Raw genomic sequence first — 19,135 nt, forward strand, 5'->3', positions numbered from 1 at the left:
GCTCAGATCATGACGACACCCTCTAACTTCTCGTTCAAAATCAGACATGCCACCGTTCAACAGTTTGCTCAAAAATGCTGGAAAGCACAATAAGGCCGAGGGTTTCACACCATCGCGCCGCAGCGGTTTCTTTTGTCGTAAACTTTTTGAAGCTCGTCCAGCTATTCTGACAAACTATGTCTTCTATTCTATCTATAATCAGAACCATCGAGAGTGAAACACGAAATCAAATAATCGAATGGGGTGCCTTGAGCATGATGGAGAAGTGGAATGTCATTCAATTTCCGGGGATGAAAGCAGGCAAGGGGGGTGCTGCAGCTCGGGAGGAGCTGTCGGTACGTCTGAAACAGTGGCTGGGTTCCCGCAAGGCTGTCCAGGCTGTGGCATCTCGCAAGTGGGTGTTGCTACTTACTTTTATGGGGTTCTTATTGGGAAAGGCGATGATCCTCAATGAATTAACTCCTTTTGCGATTGCATACTTTGCCGTGATTGCTTTTATGCGCAGGGATTATATGATACCCGTTGGTGCGGCATTACTCGCAGGGAGTCTGTTTGCACCATTCCCGGTTTCGCTAATTGTAGCCTCTGAGATTGCCATCTTCTATCTGCTGTTCCGAGGGCTCGAGTCTTACGACCGTGCTGAATTATCTTATGCACCAGTGATGGTGTTTACGACAACTTTTATGGTGAAGCTATTCGCCGTTGTGATTGGGCCTTCGTTCAGTTGGTATGCGATGTTGATGCTCACCATGGATTCCGTGCTAAGTTTCGTATTAACCCTTGTATTCATTCAGGCTATCCCCATTTTTACGTATCGCAAAAAAAAGTTCAGCCTAAAGAACGAGGAGATTTTGTGTCTGATCATCCTGCTGGCTTCCGTGATGACTGGGGCAGTTGGGTGGACCATTCAGTCTCTTTCGGTGGAGCATATGCTTTCCCGTTATCTCATTCTCGTCTTTGCGCTGGTGGGCGGAGCCCCCCTGGGTGCATCGGTTGGAGTGATTACGGGGTTAATTCTGAGTCTCGCCGATATGTCTGCCGTGTATCAGATGAGTCTGCTTGCTTTTGCCGGGATGTTGGCAGGTATGCTTCGTGAGGGGAAACGTATGGGGGTTGCCCTAGGAATGTTGCTAGGTTCATCTATTCTATCGATTTACTTGGGCGGCCCAAGTGACGTGATGAATTCCTTGTGGGAGACGTGTGCAGCTATCGTCCTGTTTATGTTAACACCCAAAAGCATGTTCACAGCAATCTCCAAATACGTACCAGGCACACAGGATCATACCAAATCCCAGCATGAATATGCGAAACGCATTCGGGATATTACGGCGGAGCGAGTAACACGCTTCTCACAGGTATTCCGTCAGTTGTCACGCAGCTTCGATCAGATGTCCGGCACGGGGGAGCCGGTACATAAAGAAGGCGGGATGGATCACTTCATGAACGCGGTTGCTGAGGGTACTTGTGCGGGGTGCTTCAAGCGTGCGCAATGCTGGGATGCGAAGTTTATTCAAACGTATAGCTATATGACCGATGTGATGAGTTCCATTGAGACAAACCCGGAGATGTCAGGTGACCAAATTCCGGTGGAATGGAACCGGGTGTGTGCCAAACCGGAGGAGGTACTCGAAGTGATGCGTGCCCAATATGGCCTGCATCAGCATAATATGCAATGGAAACGCCAGATTATGGACAGCCGTCAGCTGGTTGCTGAGCAATTGTCAGGTGTATCACAGGTGATGGAGGACTTGGCCAAAGAAATTCAACGCGAAAGTGAGGAGATGGTACAGCAGGAAGAACAAATTCGGGATGCACTGGAGTCATTGGGACTATCTATTCATTCTATAGAAATTATTAATCTGGAAGCTGGCAATGTGGAGATTGAGATTGTACATGCATATACGAGAGGATTCGATGAATGCCGTAAAATGATCGCTCCGCTGATCTCTAACGTGCTGGACGAGCATATTGCTGTGTTGCATGAGACCATGACTGATCCCCGTCAGGGACTGGCAACCGTAACCTTCGGTTCAGCGAAGACATTCGAGATCACGACAGGTGTAGCTGCCGCCGCTAAAGGAGGCGATGTGATGTCGGGAGACAGCTTCAGCACTGTGGAACTTGGCAACGGTACGTTTGCAGTGGCACTTAGTGACGGGATGGGCAACGGGGAACGGGCTCGTATGGAGAGCAGTGCTGCATTAAATATTTTGGAGCAACTGCTTCAATCGGGCATGGACGAGAAATTAGCAATCAAATCTGTCAATTCTGTGCTGATGCTGCGTTCTCCAGAGGAGATGTATGCCACCGTAGATATGGCATTGATCGATGAATATACGGCAGAGACAACGTTTATGAAAATTGGTTCGACCCCAAGCTTTATTAAACGTGGGCAGGAGGTTATTCAAGTTTCAGCGAGCAATCTACCGATTGGGATCATTAAAGATATTGAGGTCGATTTGGTCACCCTTCAGTTACAGCCGGGTGATATCTTGATCATGATGACGGACGGCATCTATGATGCTCCAGGATATGCAGTCAATAAAGAGCTATGGATGAAACGACTTATTCAGGAGATTCATACGGATGATCCGCAGGAACTCGCAGATTGCTTGCTTGAGAGTGTTATTCGCTATCAGCAGCAAGAGATTTTGGATGACATGACCGTTGTGGTTGGCAAAGTTGAACATTATCGCCCGGAATGGGCCACCTTACGTGTGCCTGGTATTAATCGTATGGAGCGTCCTCGCACCGTAAGTTAAATCTATTCGAATCCGTTTGAACTCTCTTCAATGTGGCAATGCTAGTCATAGAGTTGGAGAGTACGAAAAACGGAGGGATATCGGATGAAACAAATTTTGTTGATCACCGACGGTTGTTCCAATGTGGGGGTAAGCCCGGTACTGGCAGCGGCGGAGGCACGCGAAGAGGGTATTACAGTCAATGTCGTAGGTGTAATTGATTATGGCACGATTGGCGAGCTGGGTAGTCGGGAGATTGAGGATATTGCGAGAGCTGGCGGAGGCATCAGTCAGACTGTAGGCACAAGACAGCTTGCCCATACGATGCAGATGATGACGAGAAAAACAGTGGTTCAGACCATTCAACAGGCGGTTAATAGAGAGTTAACACAAATTTTGGGAGAGAAGGGGACCAAGACTGTAACGGATCTGGAACCATCCCAGCGCTCACAGGTTGTGGAAGTGATTGACAATCTGACGGAAAATGCCGCCCTGCAGGTCACACTTCTGATTGACGTCAGTGCAAGTATGAAACCGAAACTGGCAGCAGTAGAAGAAGGGATTCGGGATTTGATGTTAAGCCTGCAGGCACGAGTAGGCAAAAGTCGTTTATCTGTATTTCATTTTCCAGGTCGCCACAGCGGAGAGGATGCGGTAATGGATATCGACTGGACCGATGATCCCGGGCGTGTTCGTTCCTTGTTTGGACGGTTGCAAACAAAGGGTGCAACACCGACAGGCCCTGCAATTCAGAAGGTGATTGATTTTTACCGTTATGGTACACTGGAGGAACAGCAGGAAATAGAAGGGAACTATCGCATTGAAAGAGAAGGGATGCTCGGTGACAACGTTGTCTGATGCCTCTTTCCCGCCAGGAACCGTCATTACGGGGAAATGGAACCGAAGTCGGTATACGATTCGAAAGTTGCTGGGCAGAGGCGCCAATGGGGTTGTTTTCCTCGTCCAGCGTGGAGAGAATGGCAAACATTATGCGCTCAAAATGGGATTTGACCCGGTTGATTTGCAATCGGAGATCAATGTACTCAAATCATTTCAATTACAGCGTAATCATGAAGCCCTTCGGCAGAGCGGCATTCCTTCCTATCTTAAAGATGTGGATGATTATGCCGTTCGTGGACGGGATATTCCTTTTTATGTGATGCGCTACGTTCGGGGTGAGGCTCTCCATCATTTCATTCGGCGTCAGGGAACGGACTGGACACTGCTGGTTGGATTAAGATTGTTGCAGAGACTCGCTCAATTACATCAGGCAGGCTGGGTATTTGGTGATCTCAAACCTCAAAATGTACTCGTGTCCGATTACGGTCATGTTGAGCTGATTGATTATGGCGGGGTAACGTCCATTGGACGAAGCGTTAAACAGTTCACGGAATGGTATGACCGGGGATTTTGGAATGCAGGTAGCCGAACTGCGGATGCTACATATGATGTGTTTGCGTATGCGCTTTTGATGATTCACATTTTGGAAGCGGACGCGCTGAAGTCTTTGGCTGCAGATGGCCTCCCACAATTGCGGAATGTGAGTCAACTTGTGATGTTGGTGGAAAAAAGCGAACGGCTGGCCCCTTTTCGTGGATGGATTATAGTGGCCCTACGGGGACAATTCCAGAATGCAGACCATGCTGCAAAATCGTGGAAGGAATTAATGGCACGTCCTACACAGATGCGCCGGCGTTCCAGAAGCAGCACACCGCGATGGCTGAAAAATGCATTTGCTCTATCGGTAATTCTACTTATCGGTGTACTTATCTATGCACTACGTTTTTGATGTTGGGCGTGCATATACATAACGCAAGGAATGAGGAACAGGTATGGAAGCTTCACGCTGGGAGACACTGGTGGATAACGTACTGGATGCAGCGGAAGAGCATCAGTTATGGGTTCCCGGGGACCGGATTGTCATCGCTGTATCGGGCGGGCCGGATTCGGTAGCTTTTTTGCATATCATGCATGAGATCAGCAAGCGACATGTGCCGCTTGAATTGATCTGTGCCCATGTACATCATGGATTTCGGACGGAGTCGGATGAAGAGGCCCGTCAGATGATGGATGTGGCACGTCAGCTTGGCCTTGCATTTGAGTGGGTCAAAGCCGATATACCTTCCTATATGAAACAGACAGGTCAGGGTCCACAGGAGGCAGCGAGGAACCGGCGTTACGCCTTTTTGCATGAAGTGGCTGACAAATATGGGGCAGCAAGTATTGCCTTGGCACATCATGCCGATGATCAGGCCGAGACTGTTATGCTTCATTTGCTCCGAGGTAGCGGGCTTTCGGGGCTGGCAGGTATGAAGTTCAAACGTCGTGAAAAAAATGTGGAACTTATCCGTCCATGCCTTCGTATAAACAAGACAGACCTTGTAGAAGCTTGTATTACACAGGGTTTTACTTATTTTCATGATGAGAGTAATGATCAACGAAAATATCGGCGTAATGCGATTCGTCTGGATGTGCTTCCATTTTTGGGGCAATATAATGGACAACTCACGCCGTCACTGAATCGACTTGCCGAAATTGTGGGTGACGAAGACGATTTCATGGAGCAGAGTACTCATGACACATACAGGTGTCTAGTGCAGGTGAACGGCGGAAGGCAGACCTTTGAGGTGCCTTCCTTCTTGAAGTTACATGTCGCTTTACAACGAAGGTTGATTAAACTAATATTGAATTATCTGCCTTTGGACAGTGATTTTGTCGACTTTACCCGTATTGAAACTATTCGGCGCAAGGTCATGGAGACCGAGGTGACGACCTGGAGCCTGGATATAGGACAGACACTCGTATGTGCCCGGGAGTATGATCTGATTTCTTTTGGCGAACGGGCAAGTGCACAGGGTCAATCTTACGAGTATCGTCTTGCACAATGGAGCGGAACTTATGAGCTTTCACTCACCGAGATTAACCGATATATCCGGTTGATGCCGATGAGTCCCGAAAACTATCATGTACCGGAATCGGCTGATCAGGCCGCATTTGATGCGAATGGGCTTCAGATGCCGCTGGTTGTACGTTCACGGTTACCTGGAGATACCATGAAGGTAATGGGATTAAACGGGAGCAAAAAGGTGAAAAATATTTTCATCGACGAGAAGATTCCCCCATCTGTCAGACCACGCATTCCTGTGGTTTGTGATGGAGCAGGCAATGTCATCTGGTTACCGGGTGTTCGCCGGTCCGATATGGCTCCTGTCAGGGAGAGCACTTCCGCAATCCTGTACATGACTGTAGGCGATTCAGCGATTCAGGGGTAGTGGTTATGGTTCAGGTAAGGCTTTCATAGTATAACTTAGGAGGTTCGCACAGTTGCAGAACGACATTCAAGAAGTATTGATCAGTGAAGAAGAAATTCAGAATAAGGTTAAGGAATTAGGCGCAACACTTAGTGCCGATTATGCTAACCGGAACCCTTTGGTCATTTGCGTGCTCAAAGGTGCGTTTATATTTATGGCTGATTTGGTTAAGAACATAACGGTACCGGTTGAGATGGATTTTATGGCCGTATCCAGTTATGGTGCATCTACCAAGTCATCCGGTGTTGTCAAAATCATCAAGGATCTCGATGTATCCGTTGAAGGACGTGAAGTTCTGATTGTCGAAGATATTATCGACAGCGGACTGACCCTCAGCTATTTGATTGAATTGTTGGAAAACCGCGGTGCTGAAACCGTACGTGTGGTGACATTGTTCGATAAACCATCCGGCCGTAAAGTGGAACTGGAAGCTCACTACACGGGCTTTGATATCCCTGATGCGTTCATCGTGGGGTACGGTCTGGATTATGCCGAGCAATACCGGAATCTTCCTTATATCGGGATTCTGAAACCAGAAATCTACACAAGCTGATATCTAGTAAGGCCGAAGCCTTGAGCTGTTCTTGGCTTCTATTGAGAAGCCATGTCGGGCTATGTTAAAATAATTAAAGTGTCTCGAGAGGAGGTAGGGGATGAATCGGTTCATCCGGAATTCTGGTTTTTATTTGATTCTTTTTTTAGTTGTGGTGGGTTTAGTTAGATTTATCACAGATGGAAACGATGTTATAGAAAACCCTAGATATGATCAGTTTCGTGCTGAGGTTAAAGCCAACAATATCGCCGAAGTGACTGTTCAATTCAATGGTCAGACATATCTCGTGACCGGCCGATACAAACAAGCACCTGATGGGGCCAAATCAGAAAATTTCTCAACGTATATTCCTCCTACGGATGAGGCAATTACCGAACTTGTAGCTGCAAGTGAAGCTAACAAATTTGAATATCATCAGGAACCAATGAAAGGTGACAGCATCTGGTTGACGTTGCTGACTTCCTTTATTCCTTTGATCATTATGTTCCTGCTGTTCTTCTTCCTGTTTAATCAGGCTCAAGGCGGCGGCGGTAAAGTAATGAACTTTGGTAAAAGCCGTGCTCGCCTCTACAATGAAGAGAAGAAGCGCGTTACATTTGAAGATGTGGCGGGTGCAGACGAGGAGAAACAAGAGCTTGTTGAAGTCGTAGACTTCCTCAAGGACCCTCGGAAGTTCGCAGCCGTTGGGGCACGTATTCCGAAGGGCGTATTGCTCGTAGGTCCTCCAGGTACAGGTAAGACATTGCTTGCTCGTGCTGTAGCCGGTGAAGCAGGTGTACCATTCTTCAGCATTTCCGGTTCCGATTTCGTTGAAATGTTTGTCGGTGTCGGTGCATCACGTGTACGTGACTTGTTCGAAAATGCAAAGAAAAATGCGCCTTGTATCATCTTTATTGACGAGATCGATGCAGTAGGACGTCAGCGTGGTGCTGGTCTGGGCGGAGGTCACGACGAGCGTGAACAGACCCTTAACCAATTGCTCGTTGAAATGGACGGATTCGGTGCAAACGAAGGTATTATCATCGTTGCCGCAACGAACCGTGCAGACATTCTGGACCCTGCGTTGTTGCGCCCAGGCCGTTTTGACCGTCAAATTACAGTGGATCGTCCAGACGTCAAGGGCCGTGAAGCTGTACTGAAAGTACACTCCCGTAATAAACCGCTCACGAAAGATGTGAAATTGGACATCATCGCGAAGCGTACAACAGGTTTCTCGGGTGCAGACCTGGAGAACTTGCTGAATGAAGCGGCATTGCTCGCAGCACGCCGTAACAGAAAAGATATTTCCATGCGTGAAGTGGATGAGGCGATTGACCGAGTCATCGTTGGTACGGAGAAGAAAAGCCGTGTCATCAGTGATCGGGAGAAACGCATTGTTGCTTATCACGAAGCAGGCCATACCATTGTAGGATACTTCCTGGAACATGCTGATATGGTACATAAAGTGACCATCATTCCGCGCGGACGTGCGGGTGGATATGTAATCATGTTGCCAAAAGAAGACCGTATGCTCGTTACCAAACAGGAGTTGCTGGATAAAGTAACCGGACTTCTCGGAGGTCGCGTGGCGGAAGAATTGTTTATCGGTGAGATCGGTACCGGTGCATACAGTGACTTCCAACAAGCGACAGGTATCGTTCGTAGCATGGTTATGGAATACGGTATGAGTGAGAAACTGGGTCCAATGCAATTCGGAAGTTCACAAGGACAGGTATTCCTTGGACGGGATATCGGTCATGAACAGAATTACTCGGATTCCATCGCATATGAGATCGACCAAGAGATGCAACGCTTTATTAACGACTGTTATGAGAAGTGTAAAGCTCTCCTTACCAAACATACAAGAGAGATGCATCTGATCGCTGAAACACTGCTTGAAGTGGAGACACTGGAAATGGATCAGATCAAGCAATTGATTGAAACAGGTTCCTTGACACCAAAAGCAGAAGGCGATAACTCAGGAGAAGGTACGCCAAATGAAGGCGGCGAGCCAATCATTGATAACATCGGTGATGTTCGCGTTCGCATTCAAGGCAAAGATGAAACATCTGAGCCACCAGCTGGAGATATTCCAAACGAAGCTCCTGACCTGGATAAGGGCAGCAATGATCCGAATGATGGTGGCTCAAAGCCAACATCTTAATATGTAACATGTCTGGTCATGTGACCGGAATGAAAAGAGAGCCCTTGTGGCTCTCTTTTTTTTGTAGGATTTATTCAAGATCAGAAGAAACAGATAATCAAGAGCTATATGGCGAACCGGATAGCATAAGGGGGAAAAGGCAGTATATCCTGCCTTTTTTCATTTATTGACAGAGTCGTGAACGTTGTGTACATTAGTTGTTAAACCGCTTGTGATTCGTTTCACCAGCGAACATAACGACATAGGTTAGTCCATGAAACAGCGCTTGACGCTGTCCCGATAAGGAGAGGATCACAGGTGGAAGCTCTGGCTTTAGAGCGCAAGGCTGAGATGAATCGTGAGCTGCGTGAGCGGCTGATGGAACTCAAGAAGGAACGTAATGCTATTATTCTTGCTCATTATTATCAACGTGATGAAGTACAGGAAGTCGCAGATTTCCGGGGAGACTCTTTCCTGCTGGCCCAGAAGGCAGCGCAAACAGATGCGGATGTTATTGTATTCTGTGGTGTTCATTTTATGGGTGAAAGCGCTAAAATTCTGGCTCCGGGCAAAACCGTTTTGATCCCTGATGAACGTGCCGGGTGCCCAATGGCAGACATGGTGAACGTGGACGGATTACGTAAGCTGAAGGCACAACACCCGAACGCCAAGGTAGTCACCTACATTAATTCCTCGGCTGAGATCAAAGCAGAAACAGATATTTGCTGTACATCAGCAAACGCTGTTCGTGTAATCCAGTCTGTGGATTCCGAAGAAATCATCTGGGTACCGGACAAAAACCTGGGGCATTATGTACAGCAGCACACAGACAAGAAGATGATCATCTGGGAGGGTTACTGCAATACACACGATATGCTCACGGTAAAAGATGTTGTTGAGATGAAGGCTAAATATCCGAATGCTGAGTTTGTGGTGCACCCCGAGTGTCGCCCTGAAGTTGTAGAAATGGGGGATTTTGTAGGCAGCACAACAGCCATTTTGGAATATTGCAAGAAATCCTCCACTAAGGAATTCATTGTCGGCACGGAGGATGGCACAGGATATCAGCTTCGCCTCGACAGTCCGGATAAACAGTTCCATTTTGCGACCAAGTTCCTGGTATGTCCGAACATGAAGGTGAACAACCTGAAGAAGCTGGTCAAATGCCTGGAGACGATGAAGCCTCAGATCTATGTCCCACCGGCTGTTGCTGATAAAGCCAGAGAATCACTAGAGCGCATGTTACTGGTGAAGTAACATGCGTTACTCTTGCTCCGAGACAGGTGAATAAGATGATACCGCAATATATATATGATTTTGACCTCTCTGCGCTGCCAATGGTGGAGACCGATGTACTGGTGATCGGTTCAGGCATTGCTGGTCTGTTTACCGCAATTAAGGCTAGCGAACAGCATCGTGTTCTGATGATTACGAAGAAGTCTTTACTTGAGAGTAACACCAGATATGCGCAGGGCGGGATTGCGGCTGTTATTGCTGAAGATGATTCTCCTGCGTACCACTTGCAAGATACTCTTGTTGCCGGAGCCGGTTTGTGTCGATCCGAGGCAGTTGAAGTATTGGTGAATGAGGGCCCAGACGGTGTCAGAGAACTGATCCGTCTGGGAACATTGTTCGATCTGGAGAACGGCGAGTTGGCGTTGACGCAGGAAGGTGCGCACAGCCACCGCCGTATTTTACATGCCAATGGGGATGCAACTGGATATGAGATCGTAAGGGCGCTCGCTGTTGAGGTTCACGAGCATCCAGGCATTGACGTTTGGGATGAGCACTTTGTGGTGGATTTGATTACGGATCGAGGAGAATGTATCGGTGCTCTGATTCTGAAAGAAGACGGCTCAAAGGTGTTTGTCAAAGCAAAAGCAACAGTGCTCTGCTCAGGCGGTGCGGGACAGCTGTATCGTTATACGACGAATCCGGATGTAGCTACAGCTGATGGGGTAGCTATGGCATACCGTGCGGGGGCTATAGTTCGTGATATGGAATTCATCCAGTTTCACCCGACATCCTTATGTTACCCGGGAGCACCCCGCTTCCTGGTATCTGAAGCGGTACGCGGGGAAGGTGCTTATCTCCGCAACGTGAAGGGTGAACGATTCATGGAGAAATATCATGCCCAGCTCGAACTGGCGCCTCGTGATATTGTAGCTAGAGCCATTGTCAGCGAGATGGAGCTGACAAACAGTACCTTTGTTTACCTCGACATTACCCATGAGCTACCGGAGATGGTGAAACATCGTTTTCCTACCATTTATGAAACTTGTATGCGTTACGGTCTCGACATGACTACAGATTGGATTCCGGTTGCACCTGCCGCGCATTATATGATGGGCGGAGTAAAGACGGACTTGAGTGGTGAGAGCAGTATCCCCCGTTTATTTGCCTGTGGCGAGGTATCCTCTACCGGCGTGCACGGAGCTAATCGACTAGCGAGCAATTCCTTATCTGAAGCGATTGTATTTGGACGCAGAATCGTGGATCGTATCCATGCGTTGCCGGCCATCGAAGAATCACTTGGAAGAGATGTGAAATCTCTGAGCATGGAGAATCAGAATATTAGCCGTGCAAAAGAACAGCAACATTCCAAGCCGGTATCGGAAAGACGTTTACGTCTGCAAAAGATGATGGTTCGTCAAGTGGGACTGCGAAGAAACGGAAAGAACTTGCAACAGGCAATGGATAAAATGCAACAGGAGTTGTCTTTTTTTGATCAAAGACTTACCCAAAGAGAAGAACTGGAGTATGCGAACCTTCTGACTTGTGCGTGGCTTGTAACCAGCGGAGCGCTGCACCGTGAGGAGAGCCGAGGAGCACATTACCGTGAGGACTTCCCTGCACGAGACGATATAATATGGCAGAAGCATAGTCTGCAGCAGCGAGAACAAGCGATTGTGGAGGAATGGATGTCATGATACTGAACGGATATAATGAGGAACTAATTGAGACGATCAAAGGCTGGCTACGGGAGGATGTAGGTGCAGGGGATGTCACAACGAATGTGACCATTCCAGCGGGTAGTGAATCCAAGGCTGTGATTCATGCCAAAGATCATGGAGTCATAGCAGGCATAACGATTGCAGAGCTTGTATTTCAAGTCGTAGATCCGGAGCTTCGTTATACGGCAAAAGTAAAAGACGGTGATACAGTCACTCCTGGCACCATATTGGCTGAAGTTGAAGGGAGTACACATTCGCTCCTGACTGGGGAACGGCTCGCACTTAATCTGTTACAGCGTATGTCCGGTGTTGCTACCCGAACACGTTACTACGTAGATGCTCTTGATGGATTGAAGACCAGACTTGTCGATACACGTAAAACAACACCTGGTCATCGCTTGCTTGAAAAGTATGCTGTACGTGTGGGGGGCGGAGCCAATCACCGGTTTGGACTGTATGATGCTGTAATGATCAAAGACAATCATATTAAAGGTGCAGGTAGCATTACAGAAGCTGTGCAGCGAGCGCGGGCAGTTATTCCGCATACGATGACGATTGAAGTTGAAACGGAAAACATTGCTCAGGTACAGGAAGCCTTGCAAGCTGGGTCAGATATCATTATGCTGGATAACATGCAGCCTGATCGGATGCGAGAAGCAGTCGCTCTGATTCGTGAACAGGCTCCGCATGTGAAGATAGAAGCATCCGGCAATGTGTCACTTGAAACGATTCGCGGAATAGCGGAAACGGGTGTGGATGTAATTTCGGTTGGCAGGTTAACCTATTCTTTTGAGAGCCTGGATATCAGCCTGGATTTAAACGAAAAGAAAGAGGGGTGAACCTCTTTGATTCTAGTCGTAGACGTGGGCAATAGTAACATCGTGCTCGGGGTATATCAGGGCCGTGAACTGTTGCATCATTTTCGTCTGAGCACATCTCGTCAGTCCACAGTGGATGAATACGGCGTATTGATTTATAATTTATTTCATATGTCCGGTATTTCTGCCCGAGACATTGAGGGTGTCATTATTTCTTCAGTGGTTCCGCCACTGGTGAGTGTCATCGAAACGATGTGTGTGAAATATGTGGGCAAAAAACCATTGCTGGTTGGGCCCGGTATCAAGACCGGCCTGAATCTGCGATATGAAAATCCGCGTGAAGTAGGGGCGGATCGGATCGTGAATGCTGTGGCGGCCGTGGAAAAATACGGCGGCCCCCTTGTGGTCGTTGATTTTGGTACAGCCACGACGTTCGACTGTATTGATGAGAAGGGCCATTACCTTGGCGGTGCGATTGTACCCGGTATTCACATTGCTACCGAAGCTCTTTACGAGCGAGCAGCGAAGCTACCGCGAATTGAGCTGGAGAAGCCGAAGAAGGTGATTGGGCGCAATACCGTGCATGCCATGCAGTCCGGCATCATCTATGGTTATGCTGGCCAAGTGGACGGCATCGTAGAACGAATTCGCGAAGAGATGAAGGCTGAACCTATGGTTATTGCTACAGGAGGTCTTGCTACTCTGATTGCAGAAGAAACCCGTAGCATTGAGAAAGTTGATCCACTGCTTACGCTTGAGGGGCTACGTGTCATCTACGAGCGGAACCGGGAAAGGTAGACATACAAAGGGCGGCATACAGCAGGCTGGGATTACAGCTTAAATGTTGAGCCGTTTTTTTCTGTTACGATATTAAAATGACACGCCAAAGGAGGCTGAATGACTTGGAAAACAACAACAAACATGACCGGTTGATCCGTGGTACAGCGATGAATGGAAAGGTAAGAGCGTTTGCCGTTCAGACCACAGAACTGGTAGAAGAACTGCGTAGAAGACATGATACGTTTCCCACGGCTACAGCAGCTATGGGGCGTACAGTAACGACAGCAGCCATTATGGGTGCCATGCTTAAAGGTGATGAGAAACTAACTATACAAGTGAACGGAGATGGCCCAATTGGCCAGATCGTAGCCGACGCTAATGCCAAAGGTGAGGTGCGCGGTTATGTTTCCAATCCGCATGTACATCTGCCCAGCAATCGTTTTGGTAAATTGGATGTAGCTGGGGCGGTGGGTACAGAAGGTTTCATAAATATAACGAAGGATCTGGGGCTGAAAGACCCGTACCGTGGTAGCATTCCGATTATCTCGGGCGAACTGGGCGAAGACTTTACTTATTATTTTGCTCAGTCAGAACAGACGCCTTCTGCTGTTGGCGTGGGTGTGCTGGTTGATACGGATAACTCGGTTATTGTTTCGGGCGGATTTATTATTCAGCTTCTCCCAGGCCTCACTGATCCCGAGATTACAGAAATCGAGAATGCCATCGGTGCACTGCCTCCGGTGACAACCTTGTTGAACGAAGGACTCGAGCTAGAAGAATTGTTGCGCCGTCTCCTGCCGGATGTGCAGGTCATGGGCGAACTGGATATTCGTTTTAGATGTAGTTGTTCTCGTGAACGTCTGGAACAAACCTTAATCAGTCTTGGTCAGTCCGAGCTGGAGCAATTAATTGAAGAAGAAGGGCAAGCTGAAGTGGTCTGCCAATTCTGTAATGAAGCGTATGATTTTAACAAAGAGCAGCTAGAGGCCATCCTAGAACAAGCCAAGAATTGATCGATGCGGGGACGGGATGAGGTATGACCAGACAGGAAAAAGGATTATGGACGGCGGTCGTTATTTTGACACTTGGCGTGCTCGTGATGGGTACATTCATGGCGATGCAGGTGCTTCATCAGGGGAAAGAAGATGCAGAGACACCTCATGATGCCAACAAGGAAGAGGGAAGTACGGTTGCAACGATTAACGGTGAAGTGATTACGGATAAAGATTGGACAGATGCATTAAAACGACGTTATGGCAGTGAAATCCTGCTGCAGATGTTGAACCGAAAAGCGGTTTATGCTGAAGCCCTTCAACGCAATTTGGTGGTTACTCCGAAAGAGATTGCAAGAGAAATGGCTGGAGCGATGGATGGGTATGATTCAGAGAAGTCATACTATGATGCCATGAAATCACAGCTTGGCCTGTCGAAGCAGGATCTCGAATTAGAGGCAGGTTACCGTCTACTGCTCGAAAAGATTGCTACCGCAGGTATCCAGGTGAAGGATGACGATATTCAAAAATACTGGGTAGAGCATCGAGAAGACTATATCACCCCTGAGAAATATGATCTGTCTATTATTGTGGTAAAAGAAAAGTCTGATTCAGAGGCTATATTGACGGAGCTTCGGAACGGGAAAGATTTCGAAGAAATGGCTCGCTCCGAATCAGAGGATAGTTACTCCCGAGATGCGGGAGGTAAACTGGGGTGGATTGATCAGAACGACCCTTTCCAACCTAAATCCATTTTGCAAAGGGCTGCCAATATGTCAATCGGTGATATTGCTGGTCCAGTGAAAGTTGAGGACGGTTATGCCATCATCAAACTGAATGACAAAGCCGAACGCCAGGAGCAGTCAGCAAAGGAAGTACATGAAGAGATTCGTATGGAGCTGGCCTTAAGCCAGGCTGATCCACTTCCGCAGGTAGAGCAGATGCTGCGCGATAAATACGAGGCTGTGATCATCTCCGAGATTCCTGCCTCCTGAAACGAAGATTGACAATTTTCCTGTCTTATAGAAGTTGCATCTTGATAAAAATACTTTGTCTACGGTCTCAGGGCCCAAGGCAAAGTATTTTTTTGAGTACTCATATTGACAATGGCGTGTAACGTTGATAAGATGAAAATAATCAAAACCTACTCGTTTACTCGGATATAAATGCATCATGATATGCATGAATTTAGATATTTTCAATGTAATAAAGAAACTTTCGGAAAACTCGGCGCTACCTACACCTGTTTGCGTGGTTCTTTATGCAGAAAGGAACGGATAATCACCGGATTTCCGCAGTTCTTCATAAACATCCAGAGGCTGACTCGCACAAATCACATAAGTTTACAGGAGTTAAGTACCATTTATACCATTAAGGAGGGCATTCATATGGCTAAAGTAGTTAATAACGTAACTGAACTCATCGGAGGTACTCCGCTTGTTCGTTTGAACAATATCGTACCTGAAGGTAGTGCTGAAGTATTGGTGAAGCTGGAATACCAGAACCCAGGATCAAGTGTTAAAGACCGTATCGCAATTAGCATTGTTGAAGAAGCGGAAAAAGAAGGCAAGCTGAAACCGGGTGGTACGATCATTGAAGCAACAAGCGGTAACACGGGGATCGGCCTCGCGATGGTTGCTGCTGCTAAAGGCTACAAGTCTGTTATTGTAATGCCTGAGACGATGAGCTTGGAGCGTCGTAACCTGCTTCGTGCTTATGGTGCTGAGCTTGTACTTACACCTGGAGCAGAAGGAATGAATGGTGCAGTCAAAAAAGCCGAAGAGCTGTTGAAAGAAAACCCGTCCTACTTCATGGCGGAGCAGTTCAAAAACAAAGCAAATGTGAAGATTCACCGCGAAACGACAGGTCCTGAAATCGTTGAAGCGATCCAGTCTGTAGGCGGCACGCTTGATGCATTTGTTGCGGGTATCGGTACTGGCGGAACAATCACAGGTACAGGTGAAGTGTTGAAAGAAGCGTTCCCTGGGATCAAAATTGTGGCTGTAGAGCCGGCAGCATCACCAATCCTGGCTGGTGGCAAACCGGGTCCTCACAAAATTCAGGGAATTGGAGCAAACTTTATTCCTGAAATTTTGGATCAAGAAGTATATGACGAGATCATTCACATCGAGAATGATGATGCATTTGAAACGGCTCGTGCTGTTGCAAAAGAAGAGGGTATTCTGTCCGGTATTTCATCCGGTGCAGCGATTCGCGCAGGACTTCAAGTAGCCAAACAACTGGGTGCAGGTAAACGCGTTGTCGTTATCGTGCCAAGTAATGGCGAACGTTATCTGAGCACACCGCTTTACAATTTCGAGGCGTAATTCAGACACAGGACGTATCTTTTACCGGATAAGCTTGATGTTTCTGAACAGTTTATATCAATCCTTCCTGCCCTGACGGGTAGGGAGGATTTTTTGCGTAATGCTTTTAAAAGCAACGGCGCTTTAGTATACTATCAAACAATAAGAACTATATAAGTTGAACACTCGGTTGCATAGTTTATTGTGACATCGGAGTGTCTGTCTAAATCAATAATTTAACTTATATAGTGACACAAGAAGGGCGGCGGGCCGCAGTGACACACCTGATGACAACATACGCCGACTGGGAAGCATGGGCTGGACAAGGCTGGACAATGTTACCATATATAACGAAGTCGGATGAGGGACCGTATCATGGCGGTTTACCGCTAACGTGGGAGGCAGCGTGGCAGCAAGCATCTCCTAACGCAATTGTGCTGGAGAATGGTAAAGGCGGAAGGTATACTTTCCTCGGCTTAAATCCGGTATCCATCGTTTCCGGCAAAGGACAGGAAGCCACAATTCATGACGTGTTTCAAGGAACAAGTCGAACAGATCAGGGCAATCCGCTGGATGTGCTAAAACGGTGGACATCACCTTACCGAGCACCCAAGGTTGACGGAGCACCAGATTTTGCAGGCGGTTGCGCCGGATACCTCAGCTATGATGTAGCCAGATCACTGGAGAAACTGCCAACGATTGCTGAGGATAATCCCACACTTCCAGATTACTGGTGGATGCGCTTTGAGGAAATATGGGCATACGACCATGAGCAGCAGGCTCTTTTCTGTATGGTGCATCTGGAAGTGAGTGCTGAACAGCAGGAACGGGCCAATCTACAGAGTCTCTATGCTGCAGCTGGGAAACGTGCGGTAGCCATGCAGCAACGCTGGCTTCATATTATGGGTTTCGCTCAGGCAGAGGAGCAACAGCAAGCGTTAGAGCTCCGTCACAGGCGGGTTCATCTTGCCCTACGCACAGAAGAATCCGAACGGGAAACAGAGGGATGGAAGACGTCCTTCCCACAAAAGGATTTTGAACAAGCTGTTCTTCAGGTACAGGAGTATATCAGGCAAGGCGATGTATTTCAGGTTAATCTGTCCCTGCGACATGAAAAGCAGCTCCAATCCAGTAGCGAGCATATCTATGAATGGTTACGTATAGTGAATCCGTCACCGTATATGGGGATGCTTCGCAGTCCCGAATTCCAACTGGTCAGTGGATCGCCAGAATTGCTGGTCAAAGTGGAGAACGGCAAAGTGAGTGCGCGGCCCATCGCAGGAACGCGAAGAAGAGGACGAGATGAAGCAGAGGATCAGGCGATGGCAGATGAGTTGCTTGGCAGTGAGAAGGAGCGAGCCGAGCATATTATGCTGGTTGATCTGGAGCGTAATGATATCGGGCGAATTGCTGCGTATGGATCGGTTCATGTTCCTGAATTAATGACAATCGAGAAATATTCGCATGTTATGCACCTGGTTTCACAGGTGGAAGGCAAGCTGGCGGAAGGATTAACTGTGTTTGATGTCATTGCCGCAACGTTTCCTGGCGGAACGATAACGGGTGCTCCGAAAGTACGCACGATGGAGATTATCGAAGAGCTTGAGCCAGTACGACGGGGGCCATATACAGGGTCAATCGGATGGATAGACTACAGTGGCAATATGGAGCTGAATATCGTTATACGCACTCTTGCGATTAAGGATGGGACGGGGTATGTGCAGGCTGGTGCAGGTATTGTCATTGATTCCGATCCATATCGCGAGTACAAGGAGTGTTCCAACAAGGCTAGAGCAATGATGCGAGCTGTGAACTACAGTGAACGAGCGGAGGCTGACACAGCGCAGGCATCAGCAGGAGAACCCCAACGCGAGCAGAAACACACGAACAGAACAGAATGAAGCGATGAAATGGAATAAGTTAAAATAAACAAGGCATCCGCCGTAATCTGCGGTGGAATATGAGGAGGAGCAGACCTATGATTCTGGTTATCGACAATTACGATTCCTTTACCTACAACCTGGTTCAATATCTGGGTGAATTGGGGGAGACGGTGGAAGTTCGCCGCAATGACGAGATTGATCTGGCAGGTATTGAAGCACTGGCACCGGATCATATTCTGATCTCTCCAGGTCCATGTACACCGAATGAAGCGGGGATCAGCTTGGCAGTTATCGAACATTTCAAAGGAAGCATTCCCATCTTTGGCGTCTGTCTTGGACATCAGGCGATCGGGCAGGCATTTGGAGGTAATGTCATTCGAGCGGATCGGATGATGCACGGCAAAACATCGGAGATGCATCACCAGGGTACATCGGTATTTACGGGGCTGCCTTCTCCGTTTACGGCAACTCGGTATCATTCATTGATCGTGGAACGTAGTAGCCTGCCGGATTGTCTGGAGATTACAGCGGAAACAGCTGAAGGAGAGATTATGGGTCTGCGTCACAAAACGTATGCGATTGAAGGGGTACAGTTCCACCCGGAATCCATCATTACAGATCATGGTCATCAGATGCTTCGCAATTTCCTAGCACAGCAAAAAGCAAACGTATAAT

Annotated in this window: 15 protein-coding genes; all 15 read left to right on the top strand. The window is 47.8% G+C overall.

Annotation, left to right across the window (positions count from 1 at the left end):
- Positions 1-254: 254 nt before the first annotated feature.
- Positions 255-2,762 (top strand): stage II sporulation protein E, encoded by a 2,508-nt coding sequence (gene spoIIE, locus MHI38_RS16550; protein ID WP_221788853.1) that lies wholly within the window; start codon positions 255-257, stop codon positions 2,760-2,762.
- Positions 2,763-2,846: 84 nt separating this feature from the next.
- Entirely contained in the window at positions 2,847-3,599 is a 753-nt protein-coding gene (locus MHI38_RS16555; protein WP_154960444.1) for a VWA domain-containing protein, read from the top strand.
- Positions 3,583-4,530, top strand: a complete 948-nt coding sequence (locus tag MHI38_RS16560; protein WP_154960443.1) for a protein kinase domain-containing protein — start codon at positions 3,583-3,585, stop codon at positions 4,528-4,530. The genes MHI38_RS16555 and MHI38_RS16560 overlap by 17 nt, the downstream gene beginning before the upstream one ends.
- A gap of 43 nt (positions 4,531-4,573) precedes the next feature.
- A complete protein-coding gene (gene tilS / locus MHI38_RS16565; protein ID WP_090924625.1) occupies positions 4,574-6,013 on the top strand; it encodes a tRNA lysidine(34) synthetase TilS in 1,440 nt (479 codons plus the stop codon).
- 52 nt (positions 6,014-6,065) lie between these two features.
- Positions 6,066-6,605: a hypoxanthine phosphoribosyltransferase gene (gene hpt / locus MHI38_RS16570; RefSeq protein ID WP_216520627.1), complete on the top strand. Its 540-nt coding sequence runs from the start codon at positions 6,066-6,068 to the stop codon at positions 6,603-6,605.
- A gap of 100 nt (positions 6,606-6,705) precedes the next feature.
- On the top strand, positions 6,706-8,748 hold the full coding sequence (gene ftsH / locus MHI38_RS16575) for an ATP-dependent zinc metalloprotease FtsH (RefSeq protein WP_221788856.1): 2,043 nt from the start codon (positions 6,706-6,708) through the stop codon (positions 8,746-8,748).
- A gap of 297 nt (positions 8,749-9,045) precedes the next feature.
- Positions 9,046-9,984: a quinolinate synthase NadA gene (nadA, locus tag MHI38_RS16580; protein WP_090924628.1), complete on the top strand. Its 939-nt coding sequence runs from the start codon at positions 9,046-9,048 to the stop codon at positions 9,982-9,984.
- Positions 9,985-10,019: 35 nt separating this feature from the next.
- Positions 10,020-11,657, top strand: a complete 1,638-nt coding sequence (gene nadB / locus MHI38_RS16585; protein ID WP_154892087.1) for an L-aspartate oxidase — start codon at positions 10,020-10,022, stop codon at positions 11,655-11,657.
- Positions 11,654-12,520 carry a carboxylating nicotinate-nucleotide diphosphorylase gene (gene nadC / locus MHI38_RS16590; RefSeq protein WP_154892086.1) on the top strand — a complete coding sequence of 289 codons (867 nt, stop codon included), beginning with the start codon at positions 11,654-11,656 and terminating at the stop codon, positions 12,518-12,520. Before nadB ends, nadC begins: the two co-directional genes overlap by 4 nt.
- A 6-nt stretch (positions 12,521-12,526) precedes the next feature.
- Positions 12,527-13,297, top strand: coding sequence for a type III pantothenate kinase (locus tag MHI38_RS16595; protein WP_090924631.1), 771 nt, complete (start codon positions 12,527-12,529; stop codon positions 13,295-13,297).
- A gap of 77 nt (positions 13,298-13,374) precedes the next feature.
- Positions 13,375-14,292, top strand: a complete 918-nt coding sequence (hslO, locus tag MHI38_RS16600) for an Hsp33 family molecular chaperone HslO (protein WP_154892085.1) — start codon at positions 13,375-13,377, stop codon at positions 14,290-14,292.
- 23 nt (positions 14,293-14,315) lie between these two features.
- Positions 14,316-15,266: a peptidyl-prolyl cis-trans isomerase gene (locus MHI38_RS16605; protein ID WP_154892084.1), complete on the top strand. Its 951-nt coding sequence runs from the start codon at positions 14,316-14,318 to the stop codon at positions 15,264-15,266.
- 393 nt (positions 15,267-15,659) lie between these two features.
- On the top strand, positions 15,660-16,598 hold the full coding sequence (gene cysK, locus MHI38_RS16610) for a cysteine synthase A (RefSeq protein ID WP_145336417.1): 939 nt from the start codon (positions 15,660-15,662) through the stop codon (positions 16,596-16,598).
- A gap of 266 nt (positions 16,599-16,864) precedes the next feature.
- Positions 16,865-18,478 (top strand): anthranilate synthase component I family protein, encoded by a 1,614-nt coding sequence (locus tag MHI38_RS16615; protein WP_154892102.1) that lies wholly within the window; start codon positions 16,865-16,867, stop codon positions 18,476-18,478.
- Between the two features lie 77 nt (positions 18,479-18,555).
- The gene (gene pabA, locus MHI38_RS16620) at positions 18,556-19,134 is read left to right on the top strand and encodes an aminodeoxychorismate/anthranilate synthase component II (protein WP_090924635.1); all 579 of its coding nucleotides are present in this window, start codon (positions 18,556-18,558) and stop codon (positions 19,132-19,134) included.
- Position 19,135: the final 1 nt, after the last annotated feature.

The organism is Paenibacillus sp. FSL K6-1558 (assembly GCF_038002565.1).
GTDB classification, from domain to species: Bacteria; Bacillota; Bacilli; order Paenibacillales; family Paenibacillaceae; genus Paenibacillus; species Paenibacillus polysaccharolyticus.

Excerpts from the sequence above, each read along its gene's own strand:
- spoIIE (WP_221788853.1), top strand. The coding sequence starts at position 255 with ATGATGGAGAAGTGGAATGTCATTCAATTTCCGGGGATGAAAGCAGGC.
- MHI38_RS16555 (WP_154960444.1), top strand. The coding sequence starts at position 2,847 with ATGAAACAAATTTTGTTGATCACCGACGGTTGTTCCAATGTGGGGGTA.
- tilS (WP_090924625.1), top strand. The coding sequence starts at position 4,574 with ATGGAAGCTTCACGCTGGGAGACACTGGTGGATAACGTACTGGATGCA.
- ftsH (WP_221788856.1), top strand. The coding sequence starts at position 6,706 with ATGAATCGGTTCATCCGGAATTCTGGTTTTTATTTGATTCTTTTTTTA.
- nadB (WP_154892087.1), top strand. The coding sequence starts at position 10,020 with ATGATACCGCAATATATATATGATTTTGACCTCTCTGCGCTGCCAATG.
- nadC (WP_154892086.1), top strand. The coding sequence starts at position 11,654 with ATGATACTGAACGGATATAATGAGGAACTAATTGAGACGATCAAAGGC.
- hslO (WP_154892085.1), top strand. The coding sequence starts at position 13,375 with ATGACACGCCAAAGGAGGCTGAATGACTTGGAAAACAACAACAAACAT.
- MHI38_RS16605 (WP_154892084.1), top strand. The coding sequence starts at position 14,316 with ATGACCAGACAGGAAAAAGGATTATGGACGGCGGTCGTTATTTTGACA.
- cysK (WP_145336417.1), top strand. The coding sequence starts at position 15,660 with ATGGCTAAAGTAGTTAATAACGTAACTGAACTCATCGGAGGTACTCCG.
- MHI38_RS16615 (WP_154892102.1), top strand. The coding sequence starts at position 16,865 with ATGACAACATACGCCGACTGGGAAGCATGGGCTGGACAAGGCTGGACA.
- pabA (WP_090924635.1), top strand. The coding sequence starts at position 18,556 with ATGATTCTGGTTATCGACAATTACGATTCCTTTACCTACAACCTGGTT.